This window comes from Nitrogeniibacter aestuarii, assembly GCF_017309585.1.
Taxonomy (GTDB): Bacteria; Pseudomonadota; Gammaproteobacteria; order Burkholderiales; family Rhodocyclaceae; genus Nitrogeniibacter; species Nitrogeniibacter aestuarii.
Window position 1 is genome coordinate 3,626,556 of the sequence record NZ_CP071321.1, and the last position, 13,886, is coordinate 3,640,441.

The 13,886-nt window shown below is 64.9% G+C and carries 11 protein-coding genes; 1 reads left to right on the plus strand and 10 read right to left on the minus strand.

Annotation, left to right across the window (positions count from 1 at the left end):
* Positions 1–2 precede the first annotated feature (2 nt).
* The 5 genes from J0W34_RS16870 to J0W34_RS16890 form a co-directional block, all read right to left on the minus strand.
* Positions 3–611, minus strand: coding sequence for an amino acid synthesis family protein (locus J0W34_RS16870; protein ID WP_227816290.1), 609 nt, complete (start codon positions 609–611; stop codon positions 3–5).
* Between the two features lie 25 nt (positions 612–636).
* Positions 637–1,119: a VOC family protein gene (locus J0W34_RS16875; RefSeq protein ID WP_227816289.1), complete on the minus strand. Its 483-nt coding sequence runs from the start codon at positions 1,117–1,119 to the stop codon at positions 637–639.
* 13 nt (positions 1,120–1,132) lie between these two features.
* Complete coding sequence (locus J0W34_RS16880) at positions 1,133–2,170, minus strand: WD40/YVTN/BNR-like repeat-containing protein (protein ID WP_227816288.1); 1,038 nt, start codon at positions 2,168–2,170, stop codon at positions 1,133–1,135.
* Positions 2,171–2,195: 25 nt separating this feature from the next.
* On the minus strand, positions 2,196–2,990 hold the full coding sequence (locus J0W34_RS16885; protein WP_227816287.1) for an SDR family NAD(P)-dependent oxidoreductase: 795 nt from the start codon (positions 2,988–2,990) through the stop codon (positions 2,196–2,198).
* Between the two features lie 77 nt (positions 2,991–3,067).
* Positions 3,068–4,615 carry an acetolactate synthase large subunit gene (locus tag J0W34_RS16890; protein ID WP_230969557.1) on the minus strand — a complete coding sequence of 516 codons (1,548 nt, stop codon included), beginning with the start codon at positions 4,613–4,615 and terminating at the stop codon, positions 3,068–3,070.
* 319 nt (positions 4,616–4,934) lie between these two features.
* Between J0W34_RS16890 and J0W34_RS16895 the strand changes: the two genes are divergently transcribed.
* Positions 4,935–5,678, plus strand: a complete 744-nt coding sequence (locus tag J0W34_RS16895) for an IclR family transcriptional regulator (protein ID WP_230969558.1) — start codon at positions 4,935–4,937, stop codon at positions 5,676–5,678.
* Between the two features lie 8 nt (positions 5,679–5,686).
* Here the strand turns inward: J0W34_RS16895 and J0W34_RS16900 are convergent, their stop codons facing one another.
* From J0W34_RS16900 to J0W34_RS16920, 5 genes are all read right to left on the minus strand, one after another.
* Positions 5,687–7,144 carry an MFS transporter gene (locus J0W34_RS16900; protein ID WP_230969559.1) on the minus strand — a complete coding sequence of 486 codons (1,458 nt, stop codon included), beginning with the start codon at positions 7,142–7,144 and terminating at the stop codon, positions 5,687–5,689.
* A 37-nt stretch (positions 7,145–7,181) separates the two neighbouring features.
* Positions 7,182–8,162, minus strand: a complete 981-nt coding sequence (locus J0W34_RS16905; RefSeq protein WP_230969560.1) for a WD40/YVTN/BNR-like repeat-containing protein — start codon at positions 8,160–8,162, stop codon at positions 7,182–7,184.
* A 14-nt stretch (positions 8,163–8,176) separates the two neighbouring features.
* The gene (locus J0W34_RS16910; protein ID WP_227816282.1) at positions 8,177–10,570 is read right to left on the minus strand and encodes an efflux RND transporter permease subunit; all 2,394 of its coding nucleotides are present in this window, start codon (positions 10,568–10,570) and stop codon (positions 8,177–8,179) included.
* Between the two features lie 65 nt (positions 10,571–10,635).
* Positions 10,636–12,399 (minus strand): DUF1302 domain-containing protein, encoded by a 1,764-nt coding sequence (locus J0W34_RS16915; RefSeq protein WP_230969561.1) that lies wholly within the window; start codon positions 12,397–12,399, stop codon positions 10,636–10,638.
* 78 nt (positions 12,400–12,477) lie between these two features.
* A complete protein-coding gene (locus J0W34_RS16920) occupies positions 12,478–13,851 on the minus strand; it encodes a DUF1329 domain-containing protein (protein ID WP_227816280.1) in 1,374 nt (457 codons plus the stop codon).
* Between the last annotated feature and the right edge of the window lie 35 nt (positions 13,852–13,886).

The following is a 13,886-nucleotide window of genomic DNA, read 5'->3' on the forward strand; positions in this document are numbered from 1 at the left end:
GATCAGTTCAGCCCGTCCTGACCCTTGATGTCGGAGGCCTTCAGGCCACCGAGTCGGGCATGCAGGCGCCCGCGCGTGGCAAACGCCCAGCACACCAGCACTTCGTCGCGATTGGGCGCATCGTTGAAGCACACGCTGACCGTGTCGTAGTGGGAGCGCACATACAGGGCGTCCTTGTGAGCCAGCGGAATATCGAGGATGGTGCCGGGGCCGCCGCGCTTGCCGGTCGAGGGCACCCACGACTTGCCACCACCGACCGCATCGCGAATCGGGTTGGCCGCCGGGTTGGTGAGCAGTGCATTGCCGTGCTCGTAGTCGCCGTCGATACCGACCAGGATCGCCTTGCCGTAGCTTTCGATGGCCTGACCGGCCGCAGCCGCCTGGATGCGTCGGCCGAACTCGCGCCCGAGCACCGGAGAGGCCTCGATCCAGGCGCTCAGGTCCTCCACGAAACGGCCGGCGTAGGGGTTGTGCACGCAGGCAGCCAGGACGATCTTGCGCACCGGTTCGCCGTCGGCGGGTGCACCGCTTTCGGTGGCATTGGTGTCCTCGATCTGCAGGAACCACTTGCGCACGTGGAAGGCGCCGAAATTGTGTTCTTTGACGTTCATGCTGGGGGTCACTCCTGTGGGATGTTCAAAGCGGCTGGAGGTCGAACGGATCGCTGGGGGCGTTGTGTTCGCCCAGCACCCGCCGTCCTTCTTCGTCGTCATGGATGGTCTCGAGAAAGAACTCGAACCGGTGGCCATCGGGGTCGGTGAAGTACAGGCCGTAGCCGACCTTGTGGTCGGTGATCTTCACGATCGGCACGTTCTTGCGCAGCAGCATCCCGTACAGCCGGCGCAGATCGTCCATCGTCCCGTCGATCTCGAGCCCGTAGTGCTGCAGATTGATCTCGCCGCGGGCCTGAGCGCCTTCCATCGTGGGATCGGCCTGAATCAGGGCGATGTCGTGATGCTTGGTGCCGAAGGAGAGAAACACCCAGCGTTCGCCGCGGGCAGTCTCGATCATGCCGAGCACGTCCTTGTACCAGCCGACCGCCTCGAACGGGTTCTTCACATACAACGCAATATGGGTTCTGCGAATGCGGGGTTTGACGTCTTCCGTTGGGGTGCTCACGGTCGCAGCCTCCTTAATCGATCGATTGGGGATGGGCTCTGACCGGCGCCTCGAAGGGCGTCCAGGTCACGGCCGTGATTTCACTGAAGTCACGCCAGTCCTTGAACCACGAGCGGCCGCCGTCGGTCGAGCGCAGCAGGTGTCCGTACTTGGTGCCCGCGAACAGCAGCGAGCGGTCGGACGCATGGGCGCCGAATGCCCAGACGGTCGAATTGGGTGCCGTATGGAGCACGGCCCGAGTCCAGCTCGCGCCGCGATCGTCCGAGCGGTAGATGGCCGTGCGCGTGCCCGGCGTGCCGTCACCGATGGCCAGCAGCAGTTCATCGCCGGCCGCATCGACCACCTGGACCGTGCGGGTGTAGTACATGCCGTCGAAGCGCTCCTTGGAGGCCTTGCCGCTCCAGGTGTCGCCGTTGTCGGTGCTTTCGAACACCGAATTGACCGTCAGCACGACCCGCTTGATCGGGTGCCTGTCATGCGGCGGCAGCACGGCAACCGCGTGGATATCGGAGTTGGAGATGGCACACTCGGGCGAGTCGACGCGCGTCCAGTGGTCGCCGCCGTCGTTGCTGCGCCATGCACCGCCCTCCTCGACACCGAACCAGACCTCGTCGCCATCGACGGGACTGACACAGATGCTCAGGATCCGCGGGCGATTCACGCCCTTGCAGAATTCGGGCAGCTCGACGCCCAGATCCGTCCAGCTCTCACCGCCGTCACGCGAGCGGTACATGCGCGCACGCGATGGCGCGCCGGTGCCGGCAAAGACGTTCTTCGGATTGCCCGGATCGAAGGCGATGGCCCACACGGTCTGCCCGTTCATCGGCGAGTCGACGCGCGAGAAGTGGGCGCCACCGTCGGTACTCAGACACATGCCGACATCGGCACCGGCGAGGACACGCTTGGGGTCGGACGGATCGACGGCCAGCGCACGGACGACACCATCGAATTCGATGGCTTCCTTGAGTCCGAGGCGATGCCATGTGGCGCCGTCATCGACGCTGCGCACAATGCCTTGGCCGGCAGTGGCGACCAGGATGGTTCCTTTCATGATTGACTCCGGAAATGGGCTGGTTTCAGAGGAAGACGCCGCGGGTAATGCCGCCGTCGATGGCAATCGACTCGCCGGTGATGGCCCCGGCCCGTTCGGACGCAAGGAACACCACGGTGTCGGCGATTTCGTTGGGCTGCAGCACGCGCCGGATGGGCGTCACCTTGGCGTAGTTGGCCTCCACCTCACCGGGTGTGAGGCCCTGGATCTTGGCTTCCTTGGCGTACAACTCGTGGATGTGCGGCGTCTCGACCACACCCGGATGAATCACGTTCACGGTGATGCCGTGGGGTCCGAGCTGATCCGAGAGGGTCTTGGTCAGGTGACAGATCGCCACGTTGCGCATGCCCGAGAGCTGCTTGCTGCCGCGCCCGGTCAGGCCGCCGATGTTGATGATCCGGCCAAAACCGTTGTTCTTCATGTAGGCCGAGGCGAACTTGGCGCAGCGCATGTAGCCGACCACCTTGATGTTGATGTCCTCGAGCAGCCCCTCGGGATTGGCGTGCTCGATTTCGGTGCGCACCAGGCCGCCCGGATGCGCCGCACCGTTGACCAGAATGTCGATGCGCCCGAAGTGCTCGGCCACCCGAGCCATCATCGACTCGACCTGTTCGGTGCTGCTCACGTCGGCCGGGACGGCGAGAATCTCAACGCCGGTCTGCGCCTCGATCTCGCGTGCCGCCGCTTCGAGCGGCCCCTGGCTGCGGGCCACGATGGCCACGCGCACGCCCTCGGCGGCCAGCGCCTCGGTGACGGCGCGCCCGATACCCAGACTGCCGCCAGTCACGACAGCCACTTTGCCTTTCAGATTCAGATCCACGATTGCTCCTTGCAGGGGAACGTGGCCAACCGCGTTGTCACGGTTGCCACACAGGTTTTTTTGGAAGAGTCCGGCGCTTACAGCGCCATTTCGATCAGTGCCGGCCCTTTGTGGGCAAAGGCGGCTTCGAGCTGCTCGGCGAGGGCTTCGGCGGTTTCGGCGCGCGAGCCGCGTACGCCATAGGATTCGGCCAGTCGGACCCAGTCGATCCGGGGGCCTGCCAGGCTCGTCATGGCCTCGGCGCGTTCGCCCAGCGGCGCCTCGCCACGGCGCAGCTCGTTGCGCAAGATGGCGTACTGGTGGTTGGCGGCGATCAGCACCACGACGTTCAGGTTCTCGTGGGCCAGCGACCACAGGGTCTGGATGGTGTATTGCGTGCTGCCGTCCGAGAGCAGCCCGACCACCTGGCGATCCGGACAGGCAATGGCCGCCCCCATCGCCACGGGCAGCCCCTGCCCGATTGCCCCACCGGTGTTGGTGAGCGCGGTGTGCCGCCGGGCGGCAGCGGACACGGCATAGAACGGGTATCCGCAGGTGCCCCCCTCGACCGACACGATGGCGTTCTCGGGCAGCGTGGCCGCCAGCGTCTGACCGATGGCCGCCGGTGTCAGTGCGCCTGTGGCCGGCGCGGGCAGATGCGCCGCAGGGACGACATAGGCAGGCGCGTCCAGCGCGGTCACCAGGGCTTCGAGACGCTCGACCGCGGCCTCGCCCGGCAGGCTCAGGGTGAGCAGGCGTTCGTCTTCGACCATCCGGCTGGGGTGGCCCTCGTAGCCGAAGTAGGTCACCGGCGGCAGCGCCCCGACCAGCACCACCAGATCGGCCGGGTCCAGCACTTCACGCGCCGGCTCGGGGAAATACGGCAGACGGTCGAAGGCCGGCAGGCCCGCGCCGCGCTCGGCACGCGCCGGGAAGGTCTCGGCAAACGCCGTTGCATCCAGCGCCGCGCACAGGCGCGCCACCGCGATCTGTCCGCGCGCGCTCAAGCCGCTCTGGGTACCGCCACCGCCGAGCAGAAACACGATACGGCGGCTGGCCTTGAGTCGGGTGAGCACCGTGTCGGCGTCGAAACCGGATGCCTTCACGCGCACCCCCACTTCGTCGAGCGCTTTGACCACCGCGTCACTCGGCGCCGACTGGAAGTCGGCCGGGAAGATCAGGGTGGCGCCCTGGCCGCCGTTCTGCCGGGTCTGTGCAACGGCCTCAGCCGCATCATCGGCGACCGCCTCGACACTGCCGATGCGATGCACCCAGCCGGACACCGGCTTGGCCAGCGACTCGATGTCGGAGGTCAGCGGCGCGTCGTAAGGCAGATGCCAACTCGTGTGATCACCGATCACATTGACGATGGGGGTGCGTGCCCGGCGCGCGTTGTGAAGGTTGGCAATCCCGTTGGCGAAGCCGGGGCCGAGGTGCAGCAGGGTCGCGGCAGCGTGGCCGGTCATGCGCCCGTAGCCATCGGCGGCGCCGGTGCAGACGTTTTCCTGCAGCCCGACCACGCATCGCATTTCACCCTGGCTCTCGAAGGCCCGCACCACATCCAGCTCGGTGGTGCCCGGATTGGCAAAGCAAACCGAGACCCCGTTGGCCTGCAAATTCGCAAGCAAGATTTCTGCGCCCGTCATGATGATCTCTCTGTTAAGTTTTTTGCGAGATTATCAAATAGCGAGAGAAATGCAAACGAAAGATTGATAAGGATCAATTAAATTTTCTTATTTCTCGTGATTGTGGATAATCGGAATTCTTCAAATCTGTTGCCATCAGGCCTGTGCAGCGCATGCACCCGGACAGCCCCGATGCCCCCAGTCGATGGAAAATGGGCCAGAATGCGGGGCAAACGGCGGCGGGCTCGTCGCGGGTGTCGCGCCGCGACCGGTGGCGCAACGCCCTGCATCCGCACCTGGCCGCCCTCTTGAATGACCGCCAACCTTTGAACACAACACGATGAACAGCCTCCGGCGCATGCTCGACATCCTCGAGCTCTTCACTCCTCAACACCCTGTGATCGATGTGGATTTCGTCTGCGAGACGCTCGGCTATGCACCAGCCAGCGCCTACCGGTATGTCCGCGAACTGAGCGGCGTCGGGCTGCTCGTGCGCATTCCGCGCGGTTACACGCTGGGGCCGCGAATCATCGAACTCGACCGTTTTATGACCGAGCACAACCCGATCCTGGTCGAGAGTCGCGAATGGATTGCTCACCTGGCGAGCGAGACCGGCCTGCATGTGCTGCTCAGCGAGCTGTATGGCTCGACGGTGATCAACGTGCACCAGACCCCGGGCCGCGAGCCCTCACAGCTGAACTTCGGGCGTGGCGACCCCATGGATCTGTTCCACAGCGCCACGGCACGGGTCATCCTGGCCTACCTGCTGCCGCGCCAGCTCAAGCGGATGTACGAGACCCATGCCGAAGATGCCGATCTGGAGCACATCGGCCCGACGTGGAAGGCGTTCTCCAAGGCCATGCTGCAGATCCGCAAACAGGGCTACTGCATCAGTCGCGGCGAACTCGATGCCGACAAGAGCGGTCTCGCGGCCCCGATCTTCGACGAGAAGAAACGCGTGCTGGGCAGCATCACCCTGGTGGGTGGGACGGAGCGCTTCGACGCGTTCAATCGGGACTACCTGATCGGTCTGGTGACCCGCGCAGCGGCCGAGATCACCGAGCGCATCTCGCAGCCGCAGTAGCCCGCCGTTCAGCGCAGCGGCCGCTGCACGATCACCACGATGCCGGCCGGCACGGTCGCTACGGCAAGCATGACGAACAGGGCACTGACACCCGCGCGCAGCGGGTCACCCCCCGGATCGGGCCCCAGACTCTCGCTCGCCCGGCTCAACACCCATGCCCATGCCGGACGCTGTGACGGCTCGATCGCCAGCACCTGGAGAAAAAGGCTCGCCATGGCGACGCTGCTCGACAGCCCGAACTGACGAACCACGTTCTTGATCTGATACGCATGCGAAAAGACGGACGCATGCAGTTCCGAAAACGTCCCGAACGCGACCGGCCCGATGAACAGCGGAATCGCCACGCCAGTGGCGAGCACGCCCGGCAGCAGATCCCACCCCGTCGGATGCGCCTCCGGGCGCACCAGCGCGAGGGTGCCGAGGGCATAGAGCGCAAGCCCCGCCACCATGTAGACACGATGCCAGGGCCAGCGATGGGCAACGCAGATATGGACGAGCGCGGTGAGCACACTCGCGCCGAGGCTGACGCTCACCAGGATCGCGGTGTCGAACAAGGCGAATCCGAGCCCGCGATGAAGGTACATGGGCAACAGGTAACCGATGGCACCGATCATGCCGTAGCCGGTGAAGTACAGCGCAATGCCCATCAGATAGCGGGCCTGCCACAGGGCCCGCGTGTTGATCAACGGCTGCTCAAGCTGCCATTGGCGCCAGGTGAACAGCGCAAGAATGGCGACCGAGCCCAGCCCGATCCACAGTGCGCGGGCGGGCACGTCCGATCCGGCATGGGGAATGTCGTGGATCACCAGCTGCAGCCCGAAAACTCCCAGTGCCAGCCAGGTCAGCCAGCCCCAGTGTTCCGTACTTCGGGATTCCGGCGGGGCGACTCGATGCGACAGGTGCCCGGCAGCGACCCAGGCCACGCACAGCGCTTGAAGAACCGGAAAGCAGAACAGGGCGCGCCACCCGCCGGCGGCAAGCAGGCCGGCCGCCAGCAAGGGCGCGGCGGCAGATCCGGCCAGCAGGCTGCCGACGAAGACCAGCAGGCCGGCCGTGCGCCGCCCCGGGGGCAGATCGTTGATCATCATGCGCCCGGCCGTGAAGAAGGTGGCCCCGGCCAGCCCCTGCAACAGCCGCCCGACGGAAAACGCGACGACGCCGTCGGCAACGGCACACAGCAGGCCGCCCAGCGCAAATACGCCAAGCGACAGCAGCACGAAGCGCCGATACCCCAGCCGTTCGACCACCCACTGGTGCTGGAACAGCATGAAGATGGCCGCCACCCCGTACAGAGTGAACGAAAACGCCAGCGCCTGTTCATCGACCGCGGCACCGGCCGCGATGCTGTCCGCCGAGAACATCACCATGCCGGTCTCGACGAACTCCACGCTGGTGACCGCGCCGATGGCGATCAGCGGGGCCGACGAGCCCTCACGCCGGCCAGCCACCGGCATGCCGGCGTTCATGCGCCCTGCCCTCGGGCGTACTCGCCCACGGTTTGCTTCAAGGCTGCGCTGGCACGACGCCCCCGCGTGCGAACAGGGCGGCGGCGCCGTCCCGGAGCGGCACCACTGCGGTCAGTGCCTGACGGTCTGCCTGCTGGGTGACCTTGAACGTGCGGCCTTCATCCCGGCTCGAGAGGATCACCCCGTCGAGCCCGACCGCCAGCGTTTCGCCGTTCAAGTGCTGTATCGACGTGAGCGAGGTGCGCACACCGCTGTCGATCTCGGTCCATTGCATGCCGCCGTCGCTGCTGCGATACACGTTGCCGCGCATGCCGGCGACAAGCACCGTGCCATCATCAAAGGCGGTCCCGGTCCAGAACGAACCGCGATAGCCGGTCATGTGGTAGGTCCAGGTCTGCCCGCCATCGTGGGAGCTGAGCACCGTCCCGCGCTCTCCGGCCACGTAGAAGATGCGTCCACTGCCGAATGCAGCGAACAGGTTGCGGTCGGCAAAACGCTCGCCCGGCGGGGCCGGCAGCTCCACCGGCAACCAGTGCGCACCGCCATCGTCGGTGCGCAACACCAGGGACCACAATCCGACGGCCACACCGTGCTGTGCATCCGTGAAGTGGACCGCAAACAGGGGGCGATCCTCGGCGACATCCAGACGCTGCTGTGTCCAGCTCTCGCCGCCATCGGTGGTCCGCAGGATGGCCCCCCAGTGGCCCACGGCCCAGCCGTTCTTCTCGTCGATGAAACTCACCGAGGTGAGCGTCGCCCCCACAGGCACGGACCGGGCCTGGCGATAGCGCTTGCCATCATCGTCAGAGAGCAGGATCACGCCCCGGTCGCCCACCGCGACGATACGCGCGCCGGCACGAGCGGCGTCGAGCATCATGGTCTGGGTGGGAAACGCCGCCCGCTCGGCCGGGTCGGGTCTGAACTCGGCCACGAGCGGCGGCTCGGTCGCGCCCCAGCTCAGGCCGCTGACCAGCACGGCAGCGACGGCGGCCAGCCCTCTTATATGAATCAATCGCATGATGCGCCCTCCATTCAATGGGCCAGGATGCCCGGCGCCTTGACCGGGCCCTTGCGCGGGAAGAGTTTTTCAAGCCACACAGCCAGCGCCGGGAGCGCCGTCATGGCCATCACCATGTTGACCATGAACATGAAGGCCAGCAGCTTGCCCATGTCGGCCTGGAACTTGAGCGCGGAGAACATCCAGGTCGCCACGCCGACGGCCAGCGTGAGCGCCGTGAAGATGGTGGCCGTACCGACCTCCAGAATGGAGTGTTCGAGCGCCTTGACGATGGGTTCGCCGCCGGCCAGGTGCAGTTGCAGGCGGTTATAGATATAGAAGGCGTAATCGACGCCGATGCCCACCGCCAGCACCATCACCGGCAAGGTGGCGACGGTCAGGCCGATCTGCAGCTCCTTCATGAACCAGTAGCCGATGAAGGTGCCCACCGTCAGCGGCAGGCAGCAGGCGATCACCGCCCGGAAGTCGCGGTACACCAGGGCCACCAGCAGGACGATGGCGGCATAGACGTTGAGCATCATGGGCAGTTCGGAATGCTCGACCTCCTCGTTGATCGCCGCCAGCACGCCCGCGTTGCCCGCCGCCAGCCGGATGGTCACGCCGGGCAGCGGGTTATCCACCCGGAACTGCTTGATACGCGCGATGACCGAGTTGATGGTGCTCGCCTTGTGGTCGGTCAGGAACAGATGGACCGCGGTCATGGAGCAGTCCTTGGTCATGTAGCCGCGCAGGCGGCCGATCTCCGCCGACAACGCCGCGTAGTTGGCCGAATCGATCGGGATGACCGCCATCTTGGGATTGCCTTCGTTGTAGCCCTCGTTGTACAGGCGCAGCTGGTCGGCATACGACTGCACCGATAGCACGCCCGGCACATGACGCATGTGAGCCACGAACCGATCCTGGTACATGCCGATGGCCACGTTCTCACAGGCGCCCGGCGCGGTGGCAAAGGCCACGCTCAGCCAGTCCAGCCCGGTGTCGTACCCCCCGGCGATGGACACCGCATCCTGGTTGAAGCGGGCTTCCGCGCGCAGCTCCGGCGCACCGGGTTGCAGCGTGCCCACCACACGGTCGCGGCTTTGCCATACGGCCAGCCCGAACACCACCAGGGTCACCGCGATGGCCACCGCGGCGTTGCGCGGCTCGGCCACGCGGGCGAGCGTGCGCAGCCAGCGGGCACGACGCTCGCGCTTGAGCATGGCCTTGTCGGCGTATTCCTTGGTGAAGTGGAACAGCGAGGCGGCCAGCGGCAGCATCACGAGGTTGGTGACGATCTTGTAGCCCACGCCGAGCGAGGCGGTGATCGCCAGTTCGCGCACCATCGGGATCGGAATCATCACCAGCGTGATGAAGGAGACGAAGGCGGTCACCAGCGCCAGCGTGCCGGGAATGAGCAGCCCGGTGAAACTCGCCCGTGCCGCCTCCTCGGTCGTCTTGCCGTGGGACAGCTCGCGCACGATGAAGTTGATCTGCTGCACGCCGTGGGAGACCCCGATGGCGAACACCAGAAACGGCACCAGCACGGCCAGCGGGTCGAGCCCGTAGCCGAGCAGCTTGAGCGTGCCGAACTGCCACACCAGCGAGGTGAAGGAGCATACGATCGGCAAGATGGTGAAGCGCACCGAGTGGCAGTACCAGTACACCGCCAGCGCGGTGAGCACTAGGGCGATGGCACAGAACTCGAGCACCGCCGAGGCCCCGTCGGCAATGTCGCCCACCTGTTTGGCGAAGCCGATGATCTGGATCTGGAAGTCGTCGTCCTCGAACCTGGCCCGCAGGGCTTCCAGCTCGCTGTTGTAGGCGACGTAATCGATCTTGTTGCCCGAGGCATCGCGTTCGAGCAGTTCGGCCGTGATCATCGCACTCGTCTGGTCGCGCGAGACCAGGGTGCCGACGAAACCGCCCTGCCCGGTCGCCTGCCGGATACCGGCAATCACATCGGGCGAGAGATCCTGCGGTGTCACTGTGCCCGGAATGAGCGGATCGGCGCGGAAGCCCTCTTCGGTGATTTCGTTCACGAAGGTGTTCGGTGTCCACAATGACTGCACCCCCAGCCGATCCACGTTCGGCAGGAAGGTGACCGCCTTGGTCACCTCGTAGAGCCGGGTCAGCCCTTCGGCATTCCAGATCGTGCCGTTGCGGGCCTTGACCACGAAGGTCAGGCGGTTGGCGCCGAGCAGGTCGCTGCGGTAGTCGTTGAAGGTCTGGATGTATTCGTGGCCCACCGGCATCTGCTTTTCGAAACCGGCTTCCATGCGCAGCTGCAGTGCATACCATCCCATGACGGCGGTAAACACGACCAGCAGGCCGAGAATCGTCCAGCGCCAGCGGAACAGGATGCGCTCCAGCCCCAGCAGGAAACGCGTCAACCACTGGTCGACATCGGCCACGCTAAATGGATTGAACATGATGCCCTTTGTCTCTCGGTACTGGCCGGCACCGGACCCCTGCGGACCCGGCGCCGATCCACCGGTCAGAAGTTGCGGGAGATGAAGCCGCCGATGAAGTCGCGGTCACGGAACGGCGCACTCACCGAGTAATCGCCGCCCCAGAACTTGGCGTAGTTGATACCCGCCTGCCAGGTCATCGGGTTGCGGTTGAACAGGACATAGAAGCTCGCGGACTTGGCGCCTTCCATCCAGTTGGCCACGAAGTTAGGCGTGTTGCCCTTGACCCCGTGCGAGAAGAACACGCCCGGGATGACCTGCCAGCCGGGGATGACCGTGCTGTCGTAGGTCAGGCTGAAGTCGAACATGTAGCCCCAGGAGAAGGCATCGCCCACGCCCTTCACGTTGCCCGAGGCATCACTGTAGGTCCATGCCCCGGCTGCCGGCAGCTGCCGATAGCTCACGCCATTGGAAGTGCGGTTGAAGGCCTTGCCGGAATTGACGCCCGGATAGTTGATGGCCACCGCTTCACCCAGGAAGGTCCCGGTCTGCGCACCGACCGCGTCGAGAAACCAGCCATGGTCGCCCGGCGTCAGGCTGAGGATACCGGTCAGGTGCCACTGGTAGCGCTCGTTGTCGATGGCGCTGTTGCACTCGACGCCGAATTCCGGCGCGCCATTGGCGTCCAGACAGATACTGCCCGACACCGCATCCTTCGGCCGATAGGACAGCTCGGTACCGACCGCCCAGTTCCCCAGGGTGGTATTGGCGCTCAAGCCGTAAAGCTCGCGATCTTCCGAGAAGGTCATGCGGGTGGTCGTGGCCCCCGGGTTCCAGTACTGCACGTTCGGCGTCTTGTCGTGATAGCGCTGGTAGTAGATGCCGAAGTCGGTATCCCAACCTTCCGGGCGGAACTTGAGCGACACCCCGAACTGCCCGGAATCCTTCGGCGTATCGTCCTTCAGGACGCGTTGTGCGCCGAAGTTGCCATAGGCCGGGTAGCTTCCGCCGTTTCTGAGATTGGCTTTCACCTGATCGAGCGGCGTGCCGCTCAGGCGTGAGATGTTGGCCGCGTCGGTGCCGATGCAGAGCAGCTTGTCGCGACCGCGATCGAAGGTATCGCCCTGGGAAAAATACGTGCCCGCCGGCGGATACTCATACCGGCGCCACTTGAACTGGTAATAGGCTTCCAGGTTCATGCCGTTGCCCAGGCCGGTGGCGAAACTGACCATCGGTGAGGGCAGAAAGGCCTCCTTCAGTTGCACGCCGGGCGACGAGAGGCGCTGCAGATCCATGGCCACGTTGGAGTTGATGCCGCCAAACATGAACAGGCTCTCGCCCCAGCTCACCACCTGATTACCGACCCTGACGCGGGCACGCTGCCCCCCCAGGCTGAACTGCTTGCTCACCCACAGATCGTAGAGGCGGACATAGTCACCCACATAGCGCTTGGCTTCGCTGTCCAGATCGGTGCGGGCCGTCTCGTCGGCGGCAAAATCGTGCAGCCAGCCGATACGACCGAGAAAGCGCCAGTCGTTGGGCAGGTTGAGCAACAGCTCGTGGGAACCCTTGAGGTTCAAGGTAAAGAAATCGCCCTTGTCGTAGTTCAGGTTGCCGTCGTCGGCATTCGACCACACGGCGGTGTTGGCACTGGCACCACAGGAGCTAGAGGTGTCGCCGGTGAGCCTGCAGCTTGGATCTTCCGTCCGGATACCAAAACCGAGGGTGACCGTGGAATCGAGCGAGCCGGTCACCTCGCCCATGTCGAAATTGAAAGCGTGAGCCAGGCCGGGGACCGCAATGGCCAGCGAAAGCGCCAGAGCCATGCGGGACATTTTCGGGTGCATCATGTTCTTCTCCCTGTAGGATTCGTGCCGCTGCGCTGCCGGGCAGACGGCACCATCGGATGACGTGGTCGAAAACCAGCCTCAGCGCGCGCTGACGGCCCGCAGGTTGTCCGGGGTGTAGAAGTCGGCCGAGAGTTTCGGGTTGTCGCCCGACTCGACGGCCCATTTCATTGGCTTGGCGCCGAGCGAGCCCTGGTCATAGACCACGCGGCCGGAGGCCAGGTCGTACTGCACGAAGGCCGATCCATCGCAGGAACCGGTTTCAGCCACCGGAATCGTGTAGCTCTCGCGCACCTTCCACAGATTGCCCTGGGCGTCGTAGTCCTCCGCCGCGACGATGACCCAGGAGTCTTCATCGAAGTAGTACGTGCGCTTGGGTGCCACATGGCGAACACCCGGCTTGACGGTGGCTTCCACCTCCCAGACGCGATGCAGCTCGTAGCGGCGCGCCGCGCTGACCGGCCCGTTCGGGGTCATCACCTGGTGGCGTTCCACGCTTGAGTCATACATTCCGAAAGAGCTGTACGGGACGTAGATTTCCTTCTTGCCCTTGAGCGTCCAGTCGAAGCGGTCCGGAGTGCCGTTGAACATGCGCGGCTCGTCCAGCGTGTACTGGTTCTCGAAACCGATCTGCGGCGCATCGTAGGCGTAGCTGGGCATGCGGCGGACACGACGCTGCCCCGGGAAGTAATAGAAGGTGTCATTGCCCTTGTTGCTGTACGTGATGATCGACAGCGCCTGGCCGGCCAGAGCGGTCGGCGACAGGTAGGCAAAGTAGGTATAGAACTCGATCGGCTGAAGCTCGGAGAACCGGCGCGAGCCCTTCTCGCCCGAGGGGTAGTAGATCGTCTGGGTCGATTCGGCCTCGATCCAGTCGTCAGCCCCCTTGCGCGGGCTGAGCATGGTCCACAGACTGGGGAAGACGATGCCAACCCCGAGATAACGCATCTTGGAGTTCCACAGGACTTCAAGACCGGACTTGGGTTGCGGGAACGGAATGCCCGGCACGATGGCATCACCCAGGCTCCAGCCGTCGGCCGCGATCTTGCCCTCGGTCACGTTCTGCTTGGTGTTCTCCAGCACGAAGTCCGGCGCGGAACAGTAGCGGTGGGTCGGATAGACCTCCATCTTGTAGTCCGGCTTCTGCTTGAACAGGGCCCGCTGCCCGGGGGTCAGGCGGTCTGCATAGGTATCGGCGTTCGACGCGTCGATCGTGAATTTCGGCTTCTCGTCCTTGAACTTGAAGAAGTCCCCGCGCGGCTTGCCGTAGCTCCAGCCATCGGCCAGCACCTGCTCGCTCGCCCACGCTGGGATCGAACCATCCTTGTTTGCAGCGGCCTCGCCACCGAGCGGCGTCAGCCCCGGGCCCAGAAGGCTCGCCTCAGCGGCATGAAGGTTGCCCGTCATCGCCACCGCTGCCAGCACCATGAGCGATCTCATTTCGTTTCTCTTCATTACAGCCTCTCCAGTTGCTTGGGTTCGTCTCAGTG